We start from the raw sequence: 24,525 nt of genomic DNA on the forward strand, positions 1-24,525 counted from the left end.
TTTCCAGCGGCGCAGCAATGAACGCCTTGCCACCATCTTGTCAACGATGCCGCATATCAATCCGGCAATGGTTTTTTTGTCTTGTTCGGTGATGCTATTTGCCGGCGGCGGCCGCTTCGCGATTGACTGCGGCGATCAGATCGCGGCCGATGCGGCCTTCCATGTCCTTCTGGATCGGCGCGAGCACCTTGCGCCACTCGGCCTTTTCCTGATCCGACAAATAATAGATCGAGGTCCTGCCCGACTTTCTGACCGCATCGATGGCATCGTCATTTTCCTTCTGCGCGATCGCGTTGGCGTAGGCGGTTGCCTCCTTCATCGCGCGCTCCAGGTCGCTGCGTATGCCGCCGGGCAAGCCTTCCCAGAATTTCCGGTTGACGATCACTGCGTATCCCAGATAGCCGTGATTCGACACCGTCAGGTGGCGTTGCACTTCATGCATCTTTTGCGTGTAGAAATTGGATGGCGGATTCTCGGTGCCATCCACCACGCCCGCCTGCAGCGCCTGGTACACATCGCCGAATGCCAGCGCCTGCGGATTGGCGCCCAGCGCGCGCATCTGCACGTCGAGCACCTTGGATGGCTGAATCCGCATCTTCAATCCCTTGAAGTCGGCCGGCACCCGAAGCGGCCTGTTGGCCGACATCACCTTGAAGCCGTTATCCCAGAACGCGAGGCCGGTGATGCCTTTCGCGCCCAGCTTCTTCAGCAGGTCCCTGCCGATCGGTCCCTCGGTCACGCGGTACAGCGCGTCCTTGCTCGGGAAGATGTACGGCAGGTCGAACACCTCGAACTCGCGCACGCCGAGCGGGCCGAACTTGGCCAGCGACGGTGCGAGCATTTGCACCGCGCCCAATTGCAAGGCTTCCAGCTCTTCCTTATCCTTGTAGAGCTGGCTGTTCGGATAGATTTCGACCCTGACGCGGCCCTTGGTCGCTGCTTCCGCCAATTCCTTGAAGCGCTGCGCGGCCTTGCCCTTGGGCGTGTCGCTCGCCACCACGTGGCTGAACTTGACGACGATGGGGGCCGGGGCTTGTGCTTGCGCATTGATGCTCGCGAACGCGGCAGCAAACGTGAGAAGCAATGCGTCGATTCTCATGGAATTCCGTGCGGTAAAGGGATGAAGCAGTTAACTGTCGCCATTCTTGTCATTCCGCCGGGGCGTCACAAGTGTGGATAACCACAATGCGCGTGCATGCCTCCACATGAGGGTCGCGCACATCGCCGCGATACACTTGGCACAGAGGAAAAACCCGCACCATGGAAAAAACCACACGCCTGCATGGCGACGCCGCCGACCGCATGACAGCCGGACCGGCCATCCATTCCCGATCCAGCCGGTTTGGCCGCAGGCGCGTGCTGCACTGGCTGATCCCGGTGCTCCTGGTATTGCTGTTCGTGTCCACGCTGCTGTGGCTGCCGTGGCAGGCGCAGCAAATGGAGTCGAACGAGCGCCAGGAACAGTTGATCGCCGACACGCTGTGGGTCGAGCAGACCATCCGCTTCCAGATCGGACGCAACGAGGAAAGCATTCGCCTGATCGCGACCGAAATCGGTTCAGGCTTTCTGTCCGGGAAAAGATTGCAGGACCGGATGCAGACGCTGCTGCGCAACAACCAGGAACTCAATCGCGTCGTCTGGTTCGACGCCGCCGGCAAGGCGGTCGAATCGACCGACGATGCGCCGCTGACTTTGGCGGATCTGCCACCGGCATCGCGGTTCACCGCCGAACAGACGCGCAGCGCCAGGCTGCCGCAATACAGCCAGCCCGCGCCGCCGTCGGGGCTGCCCGGACCGATGCTGATGGATTATCACGTGCCGCTCTACCTCGGCGACAAATACGCCGGCAGCCTGGTGGCGACCTATTCGATATCCAGCGTGCTTGACGAAATGGTGCCGTGGTGGTTCGCGCAGGACAATGAAATCTCGCTGACTGACAGCGATGATGTCGTTCTGGCAAAACGCGCGGAAGGCGGCACGGGACGCGGCGTCTATACCCACCAGCGCGCGCTCGACCTGCCCGGCGCGACGCTCATCTTGCGCACCAACAGCATCAAGAGCGCGCCGAAGCTGCTTCCGAATCTGCTGGTCGGCTCCGTCATCGCGCTGTCGCTCGGTCTGCTGTGGAGCCTGTGGGCATTGTGGCGCGACATCAATCGACGGCTCGCGGCCGAGGAAGCCCTGCATCAGCAGGTCCTGTTCCGCGCCGCGATGGAAAACTCGCTGGTGACGGGCTTGCGCGCGCGCGACCTGGAAGGCCGCATCACCTATGTCAACCCGGCCTTCTGCCAGATGCTCGGCATTTCCGCCGATCAGATCCTGGGCGAGAAGCCGCCGATGTCGTACTGGGCGCCGGAAGCAATCGAGGAATACCAGCAGAGATTTTCCCAGGTGCTGGCCGGAACGGTCACGCCACAGGGTTTCGAAACCGTGTACCTGCGCGCCAACGGCGAACGGTTTCCGGTGCTGATTTTCGAATCGCCGCTGGTCGACGACAGCGGCAAACAGACCGGCTGGATGGGCTCGATTCTCGATGTGTCGGATTTGAAGCGCATCGAGGACCTGAACCGCCAGCAGCAGGAAAAGCTGCAGGCCAGCGCGCGCCTGGCCACCATGGGCGAAATCGCCTCGACGCTCGCGCACGAACTGAACCAGCCGCTGGCGGCGATCTCGAGTTACACCACCGGCGCGCTCAACCTGCTCGAGAATGCATCGCGTCAGCCGGGCGGCGTCGATCTGGGCCTGCTCAAGCCGGCGCTCGAGAAAACCAAGGCCCAGGCACAACGCGCCGGCCACATCATCCGCAGCGTGCACACCTTCGTCAAACGGCGCGAACCTTCGCGCGAGAAGGTGGCGATCCGCACGCTGGTCGACAGCGTGATGCCGCTGGTCGAGCTGCAGGCGCACCGCTTCTTCGTTGCCATCCAAACCAATATCGGCTCCCGCCTGCCGGCAGTGCTCGCCGACCGCGTGCTGATCGAACAGGTGCTGCTGAACCTGACGCGCAACGCGATCGAGGCGATGGAACACATCACGCCGGAACGGCGCATCCTGCGCATCGTCGCCGAACGCGAGGACTCGGACGCGCAGAGCAATGTCGCCATCGCCGTCATCGACCAGGGCCACGGCATCCCGCCCGAGGTGGCAGCGCGGTTGTTCTCGCCATTCTTCTCGACCAAGGCCGAAGGCATGGGCATCGGCCTGAACATCTGCCGCACCGCCGTCGAATTCCACGGCGGCACACTCACGCATGCCGACAATCCCAAGGGCGGCACGATCTTCCGCTTCACGCTGCCGGCGGCCGATGCGCAGGCGCGCAAACCGGATCAACAGCAGGCATGATTCACCCGTCCTCACGATTTTCGCTATGATTGCCGGCGGCCCGTCTTCACGAGAATCGGGCTGACCGCCACAAGCGCCAAATAACAATCAGACAAGGCCGGAAACCCCACGCCTTCGCGGAGACCGCATGCTGCACATAGTTGACGATGAAGAAACGATCCGCGATTCGCTCGCATGGCTGGCGCAGTCGCGCGGCATCGCGGCGGCGGCCTACGACAGCGGTGAAGCGTTTCTCGCCATGCTCGACAACGCCATGGCCTTCGACCCGCAAGGCGAATGCGTATTGCTCGACGTGCGCATGCCCAGCATCAGCGGCGTCGCCTTGTTCGACGTGCTGGCCGCGCGCGGCTTCACACAGCGCCTGCCGGTCATCTTCCTCACCGGCCACGGCGACGTGCCGATGGCGGTCGATACGCTCAAGCGCGGCGCATTCGATTTCTTCGAGAAGCCATTCAACGACAACAAGCTGATGGACCGCGTGCAGGAAGCATTGACCGCCTCGCAACAGGCCGGCGCGACGGCGGCGGTGCAGGCACGTCTGGCCGCACTGTCTGCGCGCGAGCGCGAAGTGCTGGACCTGATCCTCGATGGGAAAATGAACAAGGTAATCGCCGACAAGCTCGGCATCAGCATGCGCACCGTCGAAGTCCACCGCGCGCACATCTTCGACAAGATGAACGTGAAGACGGCGGTCGAACTGGCGCGGCTGCTGAAGTAACACACGCAACACAGCAGAAAACCCAGCGGAAAACAAACATCATCGCCTGACGCGGGCGCATGCCGCCCGCAACGCCGTCCATGCACATTGCCGCCCTCCTCGTCCCCGACTTCACCCTGATCCTGATCGGCTTTCTGCTGGTGCGCTTGACCGACTGGGGCACGCCGTTCTGGGCCGGGTTGGAGAAACTGGTCTACTACGTGCTCTTCCCGGCGCTGCTGTTTCATGCCACCGCACGCACCTCGTTCGACTTCGCCACCACCGGCAAGATGCTGGAGGCCGCGCTGTTCGCGACACTGTGCGGGATCGCACTCGGCTGGTTTGCCAGGCCCCTGTTCCGCGCTGCGCCGATGGTGTTCGAGTCCGGCGTGCAGACCGCCTTCCGCTTCAATTCCTACATCGGACTGGCGATCGCCTCGCGCCTGGCGGGCGAACAAGGAACGACCTTGATGGCGCTGATCATCGGCTTCGCCGTGCCCCTGTGCAACATGGCCGCCGTGCATGCACTGGCGCACAAGAGCAACAAGCTGCTGCCGGAGCTCGCCAGGAATCCCTTGCTGATCGCCGCCGCCGGCGGCATGCTGTTCAATCTGCTGGGCCTGCACCTGCCCGACATCGCCGCCGCCACGCTGGCACGCATGGGCAATGCATCGATCGCGGCGGGATTGATCGCGGTCGGGGCGGGGCTGCGCCTGTCAGGTTTGCATGCCGCCAAGGGATTGGCGTGCTATTTCCTCGCCGTCAAATTGCTGGTGCTGCCGCTGCTCGGCTACGGTGCGGCGCGCTGGCTCGGCTTGCAAGGCGTGCAGCTGCAGATCATCGTCATGTTCTGTGCGCTGCCGACGGCATCGAGCGCATACGTGCTGGCCGCGCGCATGGGCGGCAACGGTCCTTTCGTCGCCTTCCTGGTATCGGCGAGCACGGTGGTGTCCGCCGTGACGCTGCCGCTATGGCTCGGACTGGCGCAGTGATTGGTGCTGCGCCAGCGCCCACGCGACATGCTCGCGCACCAGGGCGGATGGGTGATCCGCGCGCGCCGTCAGTGCCGCGATGATCGCGGGCGATGGCGCTGCCTTATGTGGTGCCGCATGTGACGCCGCATGTGACGCCTCATGTGCCACCTTATTTGCCACATTCCCCAGCCCGACTGCGATGTTGCGCAGCCAGCGTTCGTGACCGATGCGGCGGATCGGGCTGCCTTCCATGCGGCGGTTGAATTCCTCTTCGCTCCAGCCGAACAACTCCACCATGGATGCCTGATCAAGTCCGTTGCGCACATCGAAGTCCGGCAACGTCGCGCGCTGCGCGAACTTGTTCCACGGGCAAACGAGCTGGCAATCGTCGCAGCCATAGACACGATTGCCGATCAAGGGCCGCAGCTCGATCGGTATGCTGCCCTTGAGTTCGATGGTCAGATAGGAAATGCAGCGCCGCGCATCCAGCCGGTACGGCCCCAGGATCGCCTGGGTCGGACAGACGTCGATGCAGGCACTGCACTGGCCGCAATGCGCGCCGGTCGCCTCATCGACCGGCAGCGGCAGATCGGTGTACAGCTCGCCGAGGAAGAACATGGAACCGGCCTCGCGATGCAGCAGCAAGGTGTGCTTGCCGCGCCAGCCCAGTCCGGCCTTTGCCGCCAGCGCCACTTCCATCACGGGGGCCGAATCGGTGAACACGCGATAGCCGAATTCGCCGATTTCCTCACGGATGCGTTCCGCCAATTGCTGCAGCCGCGCGCGCAACACCTTGTGATAGTCGCGCCCGCGTGCGTAGATCGAGATCGCCGCTGCCGATGGATCCTTGCTGCGGTGTTCTTCCCGTTCGCGCCAGTCATCGCCCGCATCGCGCGGCAAATAGTTCATGCGCGCCATGATCACGCGCACCGTGCCCGGCACCAGTTCCGCCGGACGCGCGCGCTTCATGCCGTGCGCTGCCATATAATCCATCTCGCCGTGATGGCCGGCAGCCAGCCACGCCTGCAATCCCGCCTCCGCCTGCGACAGATCGATGTCGGCGATGCGGATTTCCGCAAAGCCGAGTTCGCGCCCCCATGATTTAATGGTCAGCGCAAGTGCGGACAGGTCGTGCGGCAGGGTAGTCATGTGAGCAATATCAACGGGCCTGGCCCGCATGGATGGAGTGCAGCTGTGGAATGGAAAGCGGGAATGCACTAGTGTCCTGAGTTAGAAATTCGCTACATAAAAGATGACGAGAATCGCACCGATACTGCGTCAAAAATGCTCGCAAGGCCTCGGCCTTGCTGTGCTTTTTTCCTTGTCTCGTCGCGATTTCATCACTTTTATTTGCAACGAATTTCAAACTCAGGACACCAGTGACATTCATCGTACGCCTTTTCCCGTACCAGTCTGACAACAGGACATCAACAGAGACGTGATTTTACGAGATGCAGCATTTTAAGACCGTCCTTCACGACGAAGCAGGCACTGCGGCGCTCGGCGCGAGCCTCGCCCGCGCACTGGCCCCCGGCCTCGTGATCCATCTGCATGGCGATCTGGGCGCAGGCAAGACCGCCCTCACCCGCGCGCTGCTGCACGCCGCCGGCCACGCCGGCCACGTCAGGAGCCCCACCTACACGCTGGCGGAACCCTACAAGGTCGTCCTCGGCGGCGAGCCGGTCGAGGTCATCCATTTCGACCTCTATCGCATGGCGAGTCCCGAGGAGTTTCTCGACGCAGGCTTTCGCGAATATTTCAACGATCGCAACATCTGCATCGTCGAATGGCCGGAAAAGGCGCAGGCCGTTTTGCCGCCGCCCGACATTCGTGTCTTCCTCGACATTTCTCCAGAGCAAGGTCGTGATGTAGAATTGCAGGCATTGTCAGACCAGGGTTCTCGATGCCTCGATCGACTGAAATTCGCACCAAATCTGTGACCTCCCGTCCCCGCCGCACTCTGCTGAAAGCCGGCGGCACGCTACTCATCTCCGTCATCACCGCCCTGCCCGCGCGCGCCGCGCAGATCATGGCGGTGCGCGTGTGGCCGGCGGAGGATTACACGCGCGTCACGCTCGAAAACGACACCGACCTCAAGGCCTCCCACTTCATCGTGAAGGACCCGGAGCGGCTGGTGGTCGACATCGAGGGACTGGAACTCAATCCGACCCTGAAGCAGCTGGTCGCCAAGATCCAGTCGAACGATCCCTACATCAAGCAGGTGCGCGTCGGCCAGAACCGGCCCAACGTGGTGCGTCTCGTGTTCGACCTGAAGGAGGAAGTCAATCCGCAGGTATTCACGCTGGCGCCGATCGGCGGATACAAGCATCGCCTGATTTTCGACCTGTATCCGGTCAATCCGCCGGACCCGATCGCCGCGCTGATCCAGAAGGGCGAGTGGTCGCGCGACAAGGACACTGACAGCAAGCCGCCGCTGGCCGAGGCCAGGCCGGAACCGAAGCCCGCAGCGCCGGAGCCCCAGGCCAACGCCAAACTCGATCTCAAGGACGAGAAGGCGCTGGTGCTGACGCGCATGATCACCATCGCACTCGACCCCGGCCACGGCGGCGAGGATCCCGGCGCGGTCGGCCGCGGCGGCAGCCGCGAGAAGGATGTCGTGCTGTCGATCGCGAAGCGGCTCAAGGCGAAGATCGAGGAACAGCCGAACATGCGCGTGATGCTGACGCGCGACGCCGACTACTTCGTGCCGCTCCACGTGCGCGTGCAGAAGGCGCGCAAGGTGCAGGCCGACCTGTTCGTCTCGATCCATGCCGACGCGTGGGTGGAGCCGACCGCGCGCGGCTCGTCGGTGTTCGTGCTGTCGGAAAAAGGCGCGAGCTCCACCGCCGCGCGCTGGCTCGCCAACAAGGAAAACGCCGCCGACCTGATCGGCGGCGTCAACATCAAGGGCCACGACCGCCAGCTCGCCAGCGTCCTGCTCGACCTGTCCACCACGGCGCAGATCAGCGACAGCCTGAAGCTCGGCAGTGCGGTATTGAATGAAATCGGCGGCATCAACCGCCTGCACAAGCGCGCCGTCGAGCAGGCCGGCTTCGCGGTGCTGAAGGCCCCCGACATCCCCAGCATCCTGATCGAAACCGCCTTCATCTCCAACCTGGAAGAGGAAGCCAAGCTGACCGACGACGCCTATCAGAACCAGATGGCGGACGCGGTCTTGAAGGGCATCAGGAAATACTTCGCCAAGAATCCGCCGCTGGCGAAGAACAGGCTGACGTAAGCGGAATGCAAAGCGCCATGCCGCTTTGCATTCCTAACCACTCCCCAGCTTCACCGGCAAGTACAAGGTGTCCGCGCCGCGCTTGATCAAGAGCGCCACCGCCCCGCCTTTGCTGCGCGCGAGATGCTCCTCGAATGCGGCGATATTGCTCGTCGGCGTGTCGTTGATCGCCAGCACCACATCGCCCGGCTGAATGCCGGCACGCTGCGCAGGGCCGCTGGCATTGCGCACCAGCAATCCATGGTCGATCTTCAGGTTGTTGAGTTGCTGCGATGTCAACTCGGACAGAGCAAGCCCCGCGCGATTCGCCGGCATCTGCTTCGGCTCGGCCTGCGCAGCCGTCCGCTCGGGCGCCAATTCGGCCACCGCGACCTGCACCTTGTGCGACGCGCCCTTGCGCCACAATTCCACGGCAACCGTGGTGCCGGGCCTGGTACTGGCCACCAGCCGCGCGAGATCGGCGGAGCTTTCCACCAGCTTGCCGTTGAATGACTGGATCACGTCGCCCGGCACGATGCCCGCCTTGTCGGCCGGTCCGCCTTTCTCGACGTTGGCGATCAACGCGCCGTTCGGATCCTTCAGTCCGAACGACGTGGCCAGTTCGACCGTCAATTCCTGCGCCTGTACGCCCATGCGGCCGCGCGTCACCTTGCCGGTGGTTTGCAATTGCCTGACGACGTCCATCGCGATGTCGATCGGGATCGCAAACGACAAGCCCATGAAGCCGCCGGTGCCGCTGTAGATCTGCGAGTTGATGCCGATGACTTCGCCGCGCATGTTGAAAAGCGGTCCGCCGGAATTGCCCGGATTGACCGCGACATCGGTCTGAATGAAGGGGACGTAGCTTTCATCCGGCAGGGAGCGCCCCTTGGCGCTCACGATCCCGGCCGTCACGCTGTTTTCGAAGCCGAACGGCGCGCCGATCGCAGCCACCCATTCGCCCACTTCCAGCTTCGCCGGATCGCCGATCGGCACCGCCGGCAGGTTGTTCGCATCGATCTTCAGCAGCGCGACATCGGTGCGCGGATCGGCGCCGATCAGTTTTGCCCTGTATTCGCGCTTGTTGGTCAGCTTGACCGTGATTTCATCCGACTCGGCAACCACGTGTGCATTGGTCAGCACGTAGCCGTCCGCGCTGATGATGAAGCCGGAGCCGACACCGCGCGCCTGGTATTCCTGCGGATTGGCCGGGGCCTGCGGCATGAAGCGCCGGAAAAACTCGGCAAGCGGATCGTCTTCCGGCACCGGAAGAGCGCCTTGCTTGACGGTATGCGTGGTACTGATGTTGACGACTGCCGCGCCTTCGTTTTTCACCAGGCTGGCGAAACTCGGCAGTTCGATGGTGGGCACCCTGGTCGCCGGTTGCGCCTGCGGCGCAGGCGTTTTGGGCTGGGGCGGATCGCCGGAAGGAGAGCAGGCGGCCAGCAGGAAGGCGGAAAGGACGGGAATCGTTACGACATGGAGGCGGTGCCTGGGCATGGATTTCTCGCGCGCTAAGCGACACGCAAGCACCGGCGCTGCATATTCCCGGCATGCATGTCTTCAAAAGACATTTAGGCAATGCCTGCGCTCAAAAATTCCATGCCCGGTCTGTTCTTGGCACCGGGAAACGACAGGGACGCGTCGATCAGCTTCGTGCCAGGTGACGGTACACCTTCCACAATGCACCGAGTGCAACAGGAAATGCCGCAGCCCCGACGCCGAGCAGCACGATCGTGTTCAGGTTTTCCTTGATGATCGGAATATTGCCGAAGAAATAACCGGCGGCAACCAGTCCGCCCACCCAAATCAACGCACCGATGACGTTGTAAAACTGGAACTTGGCAAACGTCATTTCGGAAACGCCCGCCACGAACGGCGCAAACGTGCGCACGATCGGAACGAAACGCGCCAGGATGATGGTCTTGCCGCCGTGATTCTCGTAAAAGGCGTGCGTCTTCTGCAATGCCGCCTTGTCCAGCCATTTGTAGTCGTGCGTAAACACCTTGTGTCCGATCGCGGAACCGATCCAGTAATTGACGGTATTGCCGGCCACCGCCGCGATAAACAGCAGCACAATGAGGAGCCAAGCATTCATCGCGCCGGTCGCGGAAAACGCGCCCGCGATGAACAGCAACGAATCTCCCGGCAGAAACGGAAATACCACCAACCCAGTCTCACAAAACACGATAGCGAACAGCACCGCATAAACCATCGTCCCGTATTGGGTAATGAACGCGCCGAGATATTTATCAACATGCAGAACCATGTTGATGAGTTCCATGAAATCCATCGCCCCTCCAGTTTTAATTCGCGGCAATCATACACCACCACCGACGCCGAAATGCATTGCTTGCCGATCTTTCAATGGGCCGATTGAAGCATTCCCCGACGGTATAATCCAGCCATGAGCGTCCCGCAAAATCCCCCCCGCCCCATCCAGCCCCTGTCCGATCAGTTGATCTCGCAAATCGCCGCAGGCGAGGTCGTCGACCGGCCATCGGCGGTGGTCAAGGAATTGCTGGAAAACGCACTCGATGCCGGCTCCACCAACATCACTGTGCGACTGGAGCAAGGCGGCGTCAAACGCATCGCCATCACTGACAACGGTCGCGGCATTGCACCCGAACAAATGCCGCTCGCACTGGCACGGCACGCCACGTCGAAGATCGCGTCGCTCGATGAGCTGGAGAATGTCGGCACGCTCGGCTTTCGCGGCGAGGCCCTGGCGTCCATCGCATCGGTGGCGCAATTGACATTGACTTCACGCACCGCCGACGCGGCCCATGCCTGGGAAATTTCCGGATCGCAAAGCGGCCAGGTCACCCCCTCTTCCGGCGCGACCGGCACCACGATCGATGTGCGCGAGCTGTATTTCAATACCCCGGCGCGCCGCAAGTTCCTCAAGTCGGAACAGACCGAATTCGGCCATTGCGCGGAAGTCGTGCGTCGCATTGCGCTGTCGCGCCCGGATGTCGCCTTCTCGCTGTCGCACAACGGCAAGACCATCGACCACTGGAACACCAGCGCCATCGACAAGCGCAGCGCGCACATCCTCGGCAGCGAATTCGCCACCGCGCGCCTGTCGCTCGATGAAAGCGCGGGTCCATTGCGGCTGCACGGTTTCGTCGGTCTGCCGACCGCCTCCAAGGCACGCGCCGACGCGCAGTATTTCTATGTCAACGGCCGCTTCGTGCGCGACAAGCTGCTGACCCACGCGGTGCGCGCCGCCTATCAGGACGTGCTGCACGGCGACCGCTATCCCTCCTACGTGCTGGGACTCGATCTCGATCCGGCGCTGGTCGATGTTAACGTGCACCCGTCCAAGATCGAGGTGCGCTTTCGCGACAGCCGTGCCGTGCACCAGTTCGTGTTTCACGCCGTCAGCCGCGCGCTGGCGCAGACGTCGGCCACCGCGTTCGGCGCGACGCCCGCGCCCGTGGCCCCCAAGCCGGCCGCATTGCCGTGGATGCGCGAACAGCAGCAGACCGCGTTCGGTATGCAGTTTTCTTCCGGCATGGGTGTTGCACAAACAGTGTCCGATTACGGCGCACTGTTTGCCGCCGCCGCACCCGATTCTGCGTCGACCACCACGCTCGAAACGCGCGAACTGATTCCAGCGGTTTCTGCAGCAGCTTGGGCGCAGCCGCAAGGCACGCACGACGAATTCCCGCTCGGCTTCGCGCTCGCGCAATTGCACGGCATTTATGTGCTCGCGCAAAACGCCAGAGGATTGGTACTGGTCGACATGCATGCGGCGCATGAACGCATCCTGTACGAGCAACTGAAAGACGCGCTCGATGAAGACGCGATGCAGGTGCAGTCGTTGCTGATCCCGGTCACCTTCCACGCTGACGCGGTGGAAGTCGGCACGGCGGAAGAAAGCCATGGCACGCTGCGCGCGCTCGGCTTCGACATCACGGCATTGTCGCCGACCACGCTCGCCGTCCGCGCGATACCGGCGCTCCTGAAGAATGCGGATGCACAAACGCTGGCGCGTGACGTGCTGCGCGATGTGCGCGAGTTCGGCGGCTCGCGCGTGCTGGTCGAGCGCCGCAACGAGCTGCTCGGCACCCTCGCCTGCCACACCGCCGTACGCGCCAACCGCGCCCTCACCATTCCCGAAATGAACGCGCTGCTGCGCCAGATGGAAGCCACCGAACGCGCCGATCAATGCAATCACGGCCGGCCGACCTGGGTGCAACTGGCGCTGTCGGATCTCGACAAGCTGTTCCTGCGCGGACAATAGCGTTCGCCGCCCATGCAGAAGAAGCCTCTGGCAATTGCCATCATGGGACCGACCGCCTCCGGCAAGACTGCCGCGGCGCTGGAAATCGCGCGGCACATGCCGGCCGAAATCATCTCGGTCGATTCCGCCCTCGTCTATCGCGGCATGGACATCGGCACCGCGAAACCGTCTTTGGCAGAACGCGCCAGCGTGCCGCATCACCTGATCGATATCCTCGATCCGGCCGACGCGTATTCGGCAATGCAGTTCCGGCAAGATGCATTGCGGCTGGTCGAAGACATCCGCGAAAGGGGCAAGCTGCCGCTGCTGGTCGGCGGCACCATGCTGTACTTCAAGGCGCTGCGCGACGGGCTCGACGCATTGCCGCAAGCGGACGCCGAAGTCCGCGCACGGCTCGATGCCGAAGCGGCACGCATCGGCATGCCCGCGATGCACGCCAGACTGGCCACGCGCGACCCGGAAACCGCGGCGCGACTCAAGCCGAACGATTCGCAACGCATACAGCGCGCACTCGAAATCCTCGAACTGACCGGTCAGCCGATGTCGCAGCTATTGGCCAGGACACCGAAAACCGAACTGCCCTTCGACATCTTCCCGCTCTCCCTGGAACCATCGGACCGCAGCGTGTTGCACGAGCGCATTGCGCAGCGCTTCGATGCCATGCTGCAAGGTGAGAACGGCGGCTTGCTCGGCGAAGTCAAGGCACTGCGCGCGCGCGGTGACCTGCACCCGGGCCTGCCATCCATTCGCTGCGTCGGCTATCGCCAGGCATGGGAATATCTGGACGGTACCTGCGACCTGCCGACGTTGCGCGAAAAAGGCATCGCCGCAACCCGACAGTTGGCGAAAAGACAGCTGACATGGCTGCGCTCGATGCCCGAGCGCATCGTCGTCGATTGCCTGGCACCGGATGCAACTGCCATCGTACTGAACCATGTACGCATCGCCTGCGGCAGCCCTCAATGACGACGTGCCGATTTGCCGCGACCTGCCATGAAAACGGATCAATCAATGAGCTGTCAACATCTTGACAGGGAACATCAAAGCCCGCATAATTTAGGGCTATTTCGGTGATATAGCTCAGTTGGTTAGAGCACAGCACTCATAATGCTGGGGTCGGTGGTTCAAGTCCACCTATCACCACCAAGAACACGTATCAAGAAGTTCAAAGAAGTATTGAAACCCGCGATTTCCCTAGTGAGAACGCGGGTTTTTTCTTTTTCCGCCTCCATTGCGGATCGCTGACCTCCGGCATTTTTGATGGGCACGATTGGAAGCCCCCCAAAAAAAGCAATAAGAAAATGCCGAAAATAAAAAAACCCCGCAGCGCGGGGTTAAATCAAGCACGTTTATATGTATGCGGGATTACTGCCGATACCAACGTCTGCGCATCAAACCAAGACCCAGCAGCCCCAGACCGAAAAGAACCAGCGTGGCAGGCTCGGGCACGGCATTAGACACCGCGCCGCCTTTCGTCACGAGCGCCGTCAAGGTCGAGTCGTCAAAATAAAAGTCACCACTCAAAGCCTGAATCGTCACGCCAATCTTGCCATCGGCATTAAGGTCCAAGAGCGCGGAAAACGAAAGTGCGATTGTGTTGGTCAACTCCCCAGGAACGAGAAAAAATCCATTCGGAATATTGCTTCCATTAAATATCTGAGCAGGAAGCCCGATCGAGAAAGTGTAAGTTTCCTTGCCGCCATAGTCCTTGAGATGAATGGACAGCGTTGCCGAATTCACCAAATCGTTCCCGCCCACGAAACCACCGATGCCATCGGCAATATCATGGATAAAGCTGTAGGAATTTCCTGTCGAGATGTGCTGGAGAAAGAGAGGATCAACAACGTCCGTCATTGGCACTGCGCCTGCCGTGGCGGAAAAACCCAGCGTGGAAAGAAACGCCAAGCCCAACAGGGTTTGCTTGATTTTATTGAAGATTTTCATGTTTGGTATCCCACTAAAAGAATTGATGTAAGAAACATTTCTTGTTGGTAGCAACATTTATACCAAAAGTAAAAACATGAAAATAATCAATCACTTACGAACAACAAGCGAATGCCAATCTCCTTTACTGTAAAGAAAACCGACGACCGGAGAAGCGCCCCCATCAACACCTCTTCAACGACTAACACGCGTTCTCGCACCATTGCCTTGAATTTATTGCCTCGCCTCAAAACCTAATCGAAAACGACCACATGCCCCATCCTCGGATCGATTCTGCCGCCATGCATATCTGCGATTAACTGTTGCGTTTCGGCATATCCATGACTTTCGGCAATCTTCATCCATGGCTTGTCCGAGGCGCTCACTCTTTCAATAAAACGCAGTTGGGCTTCATTGAAGCGCTGATTGACCACCTCATGCCCCCAGTCCGCATTGCGTTTGCGAATCTGCGTCGGCGCGAAATAAAACCGGGGTTCCGGCCCCGGCAAATCGGTCTTGCGCAGGAATTCCGTATTCTGCGTCGAACCCGCAAAGCAGTCATACACGAGCGCATCGCCGAAGTCATGATGCACTTTGGCCCGCAACGACTCGTCCCCTGAAAAATCCAGGTACAGCGTCGGCTGCTTGCTGTCGATCGCGCCCATCTCTTCATACGTCACGACCTGGTGATAACAACCCAGACTCTCCACAAATTCGCGATTGCGGCGCGAAGTGAGCCCAACGAGCTTGACATCGTACTTGCCGTGAAGGCAAAACGCGGTACCGTAAGCGGTCTTGCTCGATGCACTGGAGACGACGACCTGGTGTGCGCCAAAAAAACTGTTGTCCTGCAGAAAATCCGCGCACATGAAGGAGGTAATAAACAGCGGCCGTACGATTGCCTGATAACTTTCATTCGCAACCGAATACGCGGGGTCTTCCGTGCAGCGCGTGTAATGGTTATAGGCTGAGTTCAGCGTCAGCCGATGCTCGGCCCCGTCAACGAATCCGCGCTTGCTCACCCGCTCCGCCTGCATCCTGATGTGGCTCGCGATTGGAAAGTAACCATAGAAGCGCTCTCCCACTGCCACGCCAGGAACGGTCGATACAACGACATCGGCGAATCCCCATACCGGCATATGACCCCAATCGGGATCTTGCACCGGGAAGAAATCCCAGTACTGCATCACGTCGCCGAATGCCGCATAGGTGATGTTATTGGTCGTGATCGCCACGCGACCGATTTTCAGCAAAACTTCGCCATCCTTCAGCGGAAGCGGCAGCTGAAACGTTTCCACGCGAGTCTGGTTCAGCGCATTCTTGCGGGTAAGGAGCCGTGTTACAGTCAGTGCGTCGTTCATGTCATCCTCCATTTCGGTTGAAGTATTGATGGCTTCAATATACGCGCGCCGTCCGGCCTCCGGGTTCGGAAAACCAGACAAAGCCGCTGGCAGCGGGAAGAACCGCGTCAAGCCCTTGAAGCGCCCGCTGCAGGCACGCGCCAAATTCACGGTACAGGCCATTTACGACGCTTTTGTTCGGATTTGGCGCCGCCATGGCTGGGAAGGCGTCACGACGCGCGCAGTTGCGCTGGAAACCGGAATTTCAGTCGGCACGCTGTATGAATATTTTCCGAACAAGCACGCACTGCTGTCCGGCTATTTCCGGCACTACCTCGATGCGTTGCTGCAAGCCGTCGACCAGCAGGTCGTGCAGGCAATGCAGCTGACTTGGGAAGAGCGCATACAAAGATTGGTTCGACTGACTTGCGGCATGGACGTTGAGGAACTGCCGTACTTCGACTCCGCAATGCTGATGCTGGAATATCAGATTGCCGAGCCCAAGCACCATCGTCGTGCCTGCGATGAACTGTCGGCGAGATGGATCGCGACGTTCGATGCCTGCACCGATCTGCCGCACCGTCCGGATGCGGACACAATCAAGGCGCTCTTCGTATCCGTGCTCGGAGGAAGACGCTACCTGCTGCTCGTCGGCCCGGACGATGCGGAAATCGGAAATTGGGTGGGAGAGATGCAGCGCCTGTGTTGCACGGCGCTGCACAATGCCGATACTGACTGAGTGTTGCCCGGCAGGCCTCAGTTGTCGCGCTTGCAGGAAGCGCCGCGGCCGATGCCGTAGTATGTCCAGCCCTTCGCCTGCAAGCGCGACGGATCGTACAGATTGCGGCCATCGAAAATGACCGGCTGCTTCAACTGCTGGGCCATGACCGCAAAATCCGGGGCGGTAAAGCCCTTCCACTCGGTGCAGATGACCAGGCCATCGGCCCCCTTCAGTGCAGCTTCTTTCGTCCCCATCAGCACAAGATCCTCGCGCGCGCCGTAGATGCGCTGCGTTTCTTCCATCGCCTCGGGATCGTAAGCCTGCACCCGCGCGCCGGCCGCCCACAGAGCTTCCATCAATACCCGGCTGGGCGCTTCGCGCATATCGTCAGTGTTCGGTTTGAAAGCCAATCCCCACAGAGCAAACACCTTTCCGCGCAAATTGCCGGCCCCGTCGAAATGTCTGCTGACAAGCTCGAACAGACGGGTTTTCTGATCCTGGTTGATGGCTTCGATCGCATTCAACAGACGCGGCTCGTAGCCGATGGTGCTTGCCGTGCGCGCCAGCGCCTGCACATCCTTCGGAAAGCATGAGCCGCCGTAGCCACAACCTGCATAGATGAATTGGTAGCCGATACGCGGATCGGAACCAATGCCGATACGCACGTTTTCGACATCCGCGCCAAGACGCTCGGCCAGATTCGATATCTCGTTCATGAAGCTGATCTTGGTTGCCAGCATCGCATTGGCCGCATATTTCGTCAGTTCGGCAGAACGAATATCCATCACGATCAATCGGTCATGATTGCGATTGAAGGGTGCATACAGTTCACGCATCCGTTCCGCGTTCGCCGGGCTGTCTGCGCCGATCACGATACGGTCCGGCTTCATGAAGTCGGCCACTGCGGACCCTTCTTTCAGGAATTCCGGATTGGAAATCACGTCAAACGTCAGATCGACCTTGCGCTCGGCCAGCACCGAAGAGATTTTCGCGCGCACCTTGTCGGCAGTACCGACCGGCACGGTCGATTTATCGATCACGATCCGGTGCTGCTCCATGTGACGACCGATTTCCTCGGCCACAGCCAAAACATACTTCAAGTCGGCGGAGCCATCCTCATCCGGCGGCGTCCCCACGGCGATAAACTGGAATTCGCCAAAAGCGACGCCCTCGCCCGCAGACGTGGAGAAATGCAGGCGCTGCGCAGCGTAATTTTCCTTCACGACCCGATCAAGACCCGGTTCGTAAATCGGAATGATCCCCTGCTTCAGGCGTTCGATTTTTTCCTTGTCGATATCCACGCACATCACTTGATACCCGGCTTCAGCGAAGCATGCACCGGTAACCAGGCCGACATATCCCGTTCCAAAAATCGTGATTTTCATAGTTATTTCTTTCTTGCAACAAATGACTTTTCAACCAAGGCGATGGCGGCAACCCGATTGTTGCCCTTTAGCATATCTGCTATATTAAAAAATCAACAATGATAGCAAACTGGAATCGTTATGAATGTGGTTGCCGTAGTTGGTCTGGGTTATGTAGGTCTACCCCTGGCCGTAGAATTTGGGAAAAAACAGAGGACCATCGGCTTTGATCTTTCAGCCAGCAAGGTCGAAAGCTACAAACGCTTCATCGACCCGACCGGTGAGGTGACAACCGACGCGCTGCGCGCGGCACACCACCTGACTGTCAGCACCAACTCCGCGGAATTGGCCGAAGCGGACTATATCATCGTTGCAGTTCCAACCCCAGTAGACATTGCCCATCAGCCCGACTTTGGACCGCTCATCGGCGCCAGCACAAGCGTGGGTAAGTACATGAAACCCGGCGCCATTGTGGTTTTCGAATCGACGGTGTATCCAGGTGCGACCGAAGAAGTCTGCATCCCGATTCTGGAAAAACAATCCGGCTTGCAATGGAAGAAAGATTTCCATGTCGGATTTTCACCGGAAAGAATCAATCCGGGCGACAAGGAACGCACATTGACTTCGATTCTCAAGGTAGTGTCCGGAGACGATGACGCCACGCTGGAGAAAGTCGCGGCCCTCTACGAAGGCATCATCACCGCGGGCGTATATCGCGCATCGAGCATCAAGGTTGCAGAAGCCGCGAAAGTCATCGAAAACACGCAGCGCGACCTGAACATCGCACTGATCAACGAACTGGCCATCATTTTCGACATGGCCGACATCGATACGTCGGAGGTGTTGCGCGCGGCGGGCACCAAATGGAATTTCCTGCCCTTCCGGCCCGGTCTGGTGGGCGGACATTGCATCGGCGTCGACCCCTATTACCTTACTCACAAGGCCGAGATGATGGGCTATCACCCGCAGGTGATATTGGCAGGCCGCAGAATCAACGACGGCATGGCGAAGTATGTCGCGGAAAAAACCGTCAAGGAAATCATCCAGGCGGGCTTTCACGTCAAAGGCTGCAAGGTCAACGTGCTCGGCCTGACATTCAAGGAAAACTGTCCCGACCTGCGGAACTCGAAAGTCGCGGACATGATTTTCGAGCTCCAGTCGTATGGCATCGAGGTTCATGTGCACGACCCGCTGGCGGATGCGGAAGAGGCCCGCCATGAATATGGGCTGACGCTCGAGACGTGGGCGAATTTGCCTCGTGCGAACGCGATCATCGCCGCCGTGTCGCACCGCGAACTTCTCGCCCGGCCGCTGACCGACTATCAATCCAAGGTGGTCGAGAACGGCTGCTTTATCGACATCAAATCCATATTCGATCCAGCAGCATTGCGCGAGGCCGGCCTCAGCGTATGGCGGCTGTGACGGGAGCGGTAATCATGGCAAAGTACCAGGCGATTCAGCAGCATTTGAGCACGCACAGATACCGCTGGCTGATCACCGGCGTGGCCGGCTTCATCGGGTCGAATTTGCTGGAGACACTTCTCAAGCTGAACCAGAGCGTAACAGGGCTGGACAATTTTTCGACCGGATACCGGCACAACCTCGATCAGGTGAGGAAATTGGTCGGTCCCGAAGTCTGGGCCAATTTCACTTTCATCGAAGGCGATATACGGCGCCCGGAGGATTGCGCGCGCGCCAGTCAGGGTGCCGACTATATCCTGCACCAGGCGGCGCTCGGATCGGTACCGCGCTCCATCAAGGATCCCGTTCTGACGAATGAAAACAACATCACCGGCTTCCTCAACATGCTGGTTGCCGCGCGGGACGCGAAAGCCAGACGCTTTGTCTATGCGGCGTCCAGTTCCACCTACGGCGACCATCCCGACTTGCCGAAGGTGGAGTCGAAAATCGGCAACCCGCTTTCGCCCTATGCGGTCACCAAGTACGTCAACGAACTGTATGCTGGTGTGTTTGCCCGGTGCTATGGAACAGAATCGATCGGATTGCGCTACTTCAATGTGTTCGGCCCTCGGCAGGATCCGAATGGCGCGTACGCCGCAGTAATTCCGCAATGGGTCGCTGCATTGATCAAGAACCAGACCGTGCGCATCAACGGCGATGGCGAGACCACGCGCGACTTTTCGTTTATCGACAATGTCGTTCAGGCCAATCTGCTGGCCGCGTTGGCGGAGCATCCGGATGCCGTCAACCAGATATACAACGTTGCGCTCAACGAACGCACGAGCCTGAACCAGCTCTATCACATGATGCGGTCGCTTTTGGCTGACAGTTTCCCTCATCTCGCAGAGCATCGTTTCGAGCATGTCGCATTCCGCGAGGGCGACGTGCGCCATTCGCAAGCCGACATCTCCAAGGCAACGACACTGCTGGGCTTTGAGCCCAGCCATCGAGTGGCGGAAGGCCTGAAGGCAACCATGGACTGGTACAAGAAAAATCTTGCAGACGCGGATGTGCTTCCGGATGCTGCAAAGCCGCAGCCCGCCGTCATGCGGATGTAGCGAAATCGCCTGGCGTTGGTGGTGTGCCGTCGTGGCAAGCCTGCATTCCCGCGGGGACACCACCTCACCTGCCGGCGGATCACGATGAAATTGAAAGCGTCAGGCAGCCCATGTCATTGATGAAGAAGGTCGTCGTATATCACAGCCTTGACGCACTCTCCGGATCGCATGATGCCGAGTCTGGCAACGCCGATGCCGCTTCAAGCGTGTTCCTCAGTCTTCCCTGGTTTCGCAACCTTGACGAAACGGCGCTGGAACCGCATACACGCCTGCGCATTTACGGCATTGAGCCGTCCGCCGAACAGCAACACCCATGCATGGCATTGCCCATGTGCCATGCTCCGCGACACCGACTGTTTGCGCCACGACGGCTCAGACCGCTCGCAAATTTCTATACGTCCTTGTTCGGTCCGCTAACTTCCCGCTCTGAAGCGCCGACGGATGAGGTGATCGGACTGCTGGTCCATGCCATCACGCGGGACGTGCCGCGCTGGGATACTGTCTCGCTGACCCCGCTCGAAGTGGAGTCTCCCGTGTTCGACAAGCTGCTCAAGGCGTTTCGCAGTGCGGGCATGGCGGTTCAAAGCTACTTCTGCTTCGGCAACTGGTATCTCGACGTGAATGGGCGTTCCTATCGGGAGTATTTCGACGCCCTTCCTTCTCGCATGAGAAATACCATCACGCGCAAATCGCGGCAGCTGGAACGCGAGGGCCGCATTCACATCAGGATCATTGCGAATGCAAGCGAAGCCGAGGAAGGGCTGTCCGCATACGAGCAGGTGCATGACGTCAGCTGGAAAACACGCGAGCCTTTTCCCGCGTTCATTCCCGGACTCGTGCGCTTGTGCGCGCGGCACGGATGGCTGCGCATGGGCGTTGCCTACATCGACGGCAAGCCTGTCGCGGCGCAGATCTGGATTGTCCATCAACGCATCGCCTCCATCTACAAGCTTGCGTACGATGAGCGGTTTTCGCAGTTCTCTGTCGGCTCGATCTTGACTGCACGACTGATGCAGCATGTGATCGATACGGATCGGGTAAGCGAAGTGGACTTTCTCAACGGTGACGAACCGTACAAGAAGGACTGGATGTCGCACCGTCGCGAGCGGTGGGGCATCGTTGCATTCAACTTGCGGACCTTCCATGGCGCTCTTGCCGCACTCCGCCATTTGGGAGCGCGCGCAATCAAGAACGGCATCGCTCGTTCGGCGCGCGCTCAATCCCGCATCGGACAAATCCGGCACACAAGACTATCGCGGCAATTTCTCGACTGAGAAATTGCCCTGACCATTATCGACATACACGTCAAACAAGGGGAAAGACATGCCAGGCATCGCGAACAAACGCACCAGGACCGTTGCAATTGCTGCCGCCGTCGCGGCACTCGCAACGGGCATCTCGGCCTGCGGCAAGACACAGAATGCGCAGGCATTGCTGGCGGAAGCGCAGCAGTACCGGCAAAAGGGCGACGACAAGGCAGCGATCATCCAGCTCAAGAATGCATTGCAAAAGAACCCGGAAGATGCCGAGGCGCGCTTCCTGCTGGGCAGCGTCCACAATGACGCGGGCGATCCGCAGTCGGCGGAAAAGGAGCTGCGCAAGGCGGTTTCCCTGGGCATGAATCCAGACAGGGTCATGTCCGGTCTCGCCAGGGCATTGCTCGCACAGGGTCAGTTTCAAAAGTTGCTGGATGAAACACAACAAGCTGCCGGCACGAACGGCAATGCAGAAATCCTGAGTCTGCGCGGCAACGCCTGGCTCGGCCTTGGCAAGCATCAGGAGGCAAGGGAATCGTTTGAGCAGGCACTCAAGAGCAAGGCGGATTTTCCGAATGCGCTCATCGGACTGGCGCGGCTGGCGCTCGGGCAGAAGGATTTTGACCGCGCAATTCGTCTGACCGAGCAAGCGATTTCGGCCAATCCGAAGCATGCCGAATCATGGCTTTTCAAGGGCGACATTCTGCGCGCACAAGGGAAAATCGACGCCGCGCTCGCTGCCTATGACGAAGTGCTGAAGATCAAGCCCGGCAATGCCGCTGCGCATCTGGTCAAGGCATATGTGGAGATCGGCGCCGGCAAGTTCAATGAAGCCAGGGCCGACATCGACGCCGCGCGCAAGTCCGCGCCGGACAACCTGAGCGCCTCGTATACACAGGCGTTGCTTGACTACAGCCAGAAGAAGCATGCAGCCGCTCTGGAGTCCCTGCAGCAGGTGTTGCGCGTGGCGCCGGATCACATGCCCAGCGTGCTGCTCGCGGGTGCCGTCCAGTACGCGCTCGGATCGACGCAACAGGCCGAGCAGCACCTGAAGAAATACCTGGACAGCAATCCCGCCAATCTTTACGCGCGCAAGCTGCTTGCGTCCGCCCTGCTGAAAAATAGCCAACCGCAGCGCGCGATCAATGTGCTGGGGCCGGCATTGAAAGACCCGCAGCAGGATGCGGAACTGCTGCTGCTGGCGGGCGAGTCCCACATGCAGGTGAAGGACTACGGCAAGGCTACCGAATACTTTGAAAAGGCAGGCACGCTGTCGCCGCAGAATGCCGGCGTTCATACCGCGCTGGCAATCAGCAAGCTGCAGCAAGGGGAGAATGCACGCGCCGTTGCCGAACTCGAGAAAGCGGCGAGCCTGGACACGAAATCCGCGCAGGCCGGCATCCTGCTGGTGATGACCCACTTGCGCCTGAAGGAATACGACAAGGCGCTTGCTGCGGCCAAGACAATGGAACGGGAACAGCCGGACAATCCGATCGTTCACAACCTCAAGGGCGGGGTCTATCTCGGCAAGAAGGACGTCGCGTCCGCGCGCGCCAGCTTCGAGAAGGCGGTGTCGTTGCAGCCGACGTATTTTTCGGCCATTGCCAATCTTGGACAACTCGACGTGCAGGAGAAAAAACCGGATGCCGCGAGAAAGCGTTTCGAGGCATTGCTGGAAAAGGACAAGAAAAACGTTCAGGCAATGACCGCACTGGCCAATCTGGCAAGCGCAGAGGGCAAGAACGACGAAGCCAGAACCTGGCTGGAGCGCGCGGTCAGCGCCCATCCGGATGCGGTGCAACCGGCGCAGCTGCTTGTCACACACCACATTCGCGCGGGCGACAGACAGACTGCGCTCGCCCTTGCCAACAAGCTGCAAAACACGCATCCCGATCATCCGGAGTTTCTCGATCTTCTGGCGCAAACGCAGTTCGCAAGTGGCGACAAGGCTGGCGCACTGGACAGCTACGGCAATCTCGCCGTGCTGATGCCGGACTCCGCGCCGGTGCAGTTCCGCATCGCCGCGATCGGCATCGCGATGCAAAACGACACGGCGGCGACGGCAGCGTTGAAGAAAGCCGTGCGGCTTGATCCCGCTTTTGTGGATGCGCAGATTGCTCTGGCCGGAATCGAGATGCGAAAGGGCAATCACGATGAAGCGCTGTCCATCGCGCGACAGGTGCAAAGACAGCAAGCGGCGTCTCCCGCCGGCTACGCACTGGAAGGCGACGTGCTGATGGTGCAGAAGAAGCCGGCGGCGGCAGCAAAGGCCTATGAGCAGGCGCTGGCGCTCGGCAGGAACGGGACGCTCATGACCAAGGTGCATGGTGCGCTGGTGCAGGCAGGAAATACCAAGGAAGCCGATTTGCGCCTGGCCCAATGGCTGAAGGAACATCCCGCAGATAGCCGCACGCGCATGTATCTCGCAGAACTCAATCTCATGACGAAGCAGTACAAGACGGCCATCGCGCAGTTTCAGGCCATTCTTCAATCCGATCCCAAAAATGCCGTGGTGCTCAACAACCTGGCGTGGGCTTATGCTCAGGAGAAGGATCCGCGCGGTCTGGAGTTTGCGGAAAAAGCGCATCAGCTCGCGCCGGACAATCCGGCGATCATGGACACACTTGGCTGGATGCTGGTCGAAAAAGGGGATGCGGCACGCGGTCTGCCGCTGTTGCAGAAAGCGGCGTCACTGGCACCGGAGGCACTGGAAATCCGTTATCACCTGGTACTCGCGCTGGTCAAATCCGGCGACAAGCCCAAGGCACGCACGGAGCTGGAGCAGTTGCTGGCAACCGGAAAGAGTTTCTCCAAACTGGATGAAGCGAAGGCATTGATGAACCAGTTGTAAGGAGTGGTCCGCGCGATTCGAATTCGGGCCCGCGCTTGATTCCGGGCAATCAGTCCAAAGTGCGATTGATTC

General features: G+C 60.1%; 19 protein-coding genes and 1 tRNA gene. 13 read left to right on the forward strand and 7 right to left on the reverse strand.

Translation table 11 applies throughout. The features are described from left to right. Positions 1-94: 94 nt before the first annotated feature. Positions 95-1,099 carry a TRAP transporter substrate-binding protein gene (locus tag D3870_RS14375; RefSeq protein WP_119740118.1) on the reverse strand — a complete coding sequence of 335 codons (1,005 nt, stop codon included), beginning with the start codon at positions 1,097-1,099 and terminating at the stop codon, positions 95-97. 203 nt (positions 1,100-1,302) lie between these two features. On the opposite strand from D3870_RS14375, the gene D3870_RS14380 reads away from it, so the two are divergent. From D3870_RS14380 to D3870_RS14390, 3 genes are all read left to right on the forward strand, one after another. Continuing rightward, positions 1,303-3,342: a sensor histidine kinase gene (locus tag D3870_RS14380; RefSeq protein ID WP_199710775.1), complete on the forward strand. Its 2,040-nt coding sequence runs from the start codon at positions 1,303-1,305 to the stop codon at positions 3,340-3,342. 127 nt (positions 3,343-3,469) lie between these two features. Continuing rightward, positions 3,470-4,060 carry a response regulator transcription factor gene (locus tag D3870_RS14385; RefSeq protein ID WP_119740120.1) on the forward strand — a complete coding sequence of 197 codons (591 nt, stop codon included), beginning with the start codon at positions 3,470-3,472 and terminating at the stop codon, positions 4,058-4,060. A gap of 80 nt (positions 4,061-4,140) precedes the next feature. Then, complete coding sequence (locus tag D3870_RS14390) at positions 4,141-5,031, forward strand: AEC family transporter (RefSeq protein ID WP_119742155.1); 891 nt, start codon at positions 4,141-4,143, stop codon at positions 5,029-5,031. On the opposite strand, the gene queG is transcribed toward D3870_RS14390, so the two are convergent. Beyond that, positions 5,008-6,162 carry a tRNA epoxyqueuosine(34) reductase QueG gene (queG, locus tag D3870_RS14395; RefSeq protein WP_119740122.1) on the reverse strand — a complete coding sequence of 385 codons (1,155 nt, stop codon included), beginning with the start codon at positions 6,160-6,162 and terminating at the stop codon, positions 5,008-5,010. The two genes, D3870_RS14390 and queG, sit on opposite strands and share 24 nt — an antisense overlap. Before the next feature lie 302 nt (positions 6,163-6,464). Here queG and tsaE point away from each other — a divergent pair, with 302 nt between their 5' ends. Continuing rightward, positions 6,465-6,953 carry a tRNA (adenosine(37)-N6)-threonylcarbamoyltransferase complex ATPase subunit type 1 TsaE gene (gene tsaE / locus D3870_RS14400; protein ID WP_119740124.1) on the forward strand — a complete coding sequence of 163 codons (489 nt, stop codon included), beginning with the start codon at positions 6,465-6,467 and terminating at the stop codon, positions 6,951-6,953. Beyond that, a complete protein-coding gene (locus D3870_RS14405; RefSeq protein ID WP_119740126.1) occupies positions 6,917-8,251 on the forward strand; it encodes an N-acetylmuramoyl-L-alanine amidase in 1,335 nt (444 codons plus the stop codon). Before tsaE ends, D3870_RS14405 begins: the two co-directional genes overlap by 37 nt. Positions 8,252-8,284: 33 nt before the next feature. On the opposite strand, the gene D3870_RS14410 is transcribed toward D3870_RS14405, so the two are convergent. Further along, complete coding sequence (locus tag D3870_RS14410) at positions 8,285-9,730, reverse strand: DegQ family serine endoprotease (RefSeq protein WP_119740128.1); 1,446 nt, start codon at positions 9,728-9,730, stop codon at positions 8,285-8,287. Between the two features lie 148 nt (positions 9,731-9,878). Continuing rightward, the gene (locus tag D3870_RS14415; protein ID WP_119740130.1) at positions 9,879-10,523 is read right to left on the reverse strand and encodes a VTT domain-containing protein; all 645 of its coding nucleotides are present in this window, start codon (positions 10,521-10,523) and stop codon (positions 9,879-9,881) included. 114 nt (positions 10,524-10,637) lie between these two features. Between D3870_RS14415 and mutL the strand changes: the two genes are divergently transcribed. From mutL to D3870_RS14430, 3 genes are all read left to right on the forward strand, one after another. Further along, positions 10,638-12,479, forward strand: coding sequence for a DNA mismatch repair endonuclease MutL (gene mutL, locus D3870_RS14420; protein WP_119740132.1), 1,842 nt, complete (start codon positions 10,638-10,640; stop codon positions 12,477-12,479). A 12-nt stretch (positions 12,480-12,491) separates the two neighbouring features. After that, a complete protein-coding gene (gene miaA / locus D3870_RS14425) occupies positions 12,492-13,445 on the forward strand; it encodes a tRNA (adenosine(37)-N6)-dimethylallyltransferase MiaA (RefSeq protein ID WP_119740134.1) in 954 nt (317 codons plus the stop codon). 103 nt (positions 13,446-13,548) lie between these two features. Next, positions 13,549-13,625: transfer RNA gene (locus D3870_RS14430), tRNA-Met, on the forward strand. 219 nt (positions 13,626-13,844) lie between these two features. On the opposite strand, the gene D3870_RS14435 is transcribed toward D3870_RS14430, so the two are convergent. Together D3870_RS14435 and D3870_RS14440 are read right to left on the reverse strand one after the other, a co-directional pair. After that, the gene (locus tag D3870_RS14435; RefSeq protein ID WP_199710660.1) at positions 13,845-14,423 is read right to left on the reverse strand and encodes a PEP-CTERM sorting domain-containing protein; all 579 of its coding nucleotides are present in this window, start codon (positions 14,421-14,423) and stop codon (positions 13,845-13,847) included. A 233-nt stretch (positions 14,424-14,656) separates the two neighbouring features. Continuing rightward, positions 14,657-15,763 carry a DUF2855 family protein gene (locus D3870_RS14440; RefSeq protein WP_119742157.1) on the reverse strand — a complete coding sequence of 369 codons (1,107 nt, stop codon included), beginning with the start codon at positions 15,761-15,763 and terminating at the stop codon, positions 14,657-14,659. 28 nt (positions 15,764-15,791) lie between these two features. Here D3870_RS14440 and D3870_RS14445 point away from each other — a divergent pair, with 28 nt between their 5' ends. Next, positions 15,792-16,481, forward strand: coding sequence for a TetR/AcrR family transcriptional regulator (locus tag D3870_RS14445; RefSeq protein ID WP_119740138.1), 690 nt, complete (start codon positions 15,792-15,794; stop codon positions 16,479-16,481). A 17-nt stretch (positions 16,482-16,498) separates the two neighbouring features. Here D3870_RS14445 and D3870_RS14450 read toward each other — a convergent pair whose 3' ends face one another. Further along, positions 16,499-17,848, reverse strand: coding sequence for a UDP-glucose dehydrogenase family protein (locus tag D3870_RS14450; RefSeq protein WP_119740140.1), 1,350 nt, complete (start codon positions 17,846-17,848; stop codon positions 16,499-16,501). 120 nt (positions 17,849-17,968) lie between these two features. On the opposite strand from D3870_RS14450, the gene D3870_RS14455 reads away from it, so the two are divergent. From D3870_RS14455 to prsT, 4 genes are all read left to right on the forward strand, one after another. Then, positions 17,969-19,249 carry a nucleotide sugar dehydrogenase gene (locus tag D3870_RS14455; protein ID WP_119740142.1) on the forward strand — a complete coding sequence of 427 codons (1,281 nt, stop codon included), beginning with the start codon at positions 17,969-17,971 and terminating at the stop codon, positions 19,247-19,249. Between the two features lie 14 nt (positions 19,250-19,263). After that, positions 19,264-20,346: an SDR family oxidoreductase gene (locus tag D3870_RS14460; RefSeq protein WP_119742159.1), complete on the forward strand. Its 1,083-nt coding sequence runs from the start codon at positions 19,264-19,266 to the stop codon at positions 20,344-20,346. Between the two features lie 110 nt (positions 20,347-20,456). Further along, the gene (locus D3870_RS14465; RefSeq protein ID WP_119740144.1) at positions 20,457-21,620 is read left to right on the forward strand and encodes a GNAT family N-acetyltransferase; all 1,164 of its coding nucleotides are present in this window, start codon (positions 20,457-20,459) and stop codon (positions 21,618-21,620) included. Between the two features lie 49 nt (positions 21,621-21,669). After that, positions 21,670-24,453: an XrtA/PEP-CTERM system TPR-repeat protein PrsT gene (gene prsT, locus D3870_RS14470; RefSeq protein ID WP_119740146.1), complete on the forward strand. Its 2,784-nt coding sequence runs from the start codon at positions 21,670-21,672 to the stop codon at positions 24,451-24,453. Positions 24,454-24,525 lie beyond the last annotated feature (72 nt).

This window comes from Noviherbaspirillum cavernae (assembly GCF_003590875.1).
Lineage (GTDB): Bacteria > Pseudomonadota > Gammaproteobacteria > Burkholderiales > Burkholderiaceae_D > Noviherbaspirillum > Noviherbaspirillum cavernae.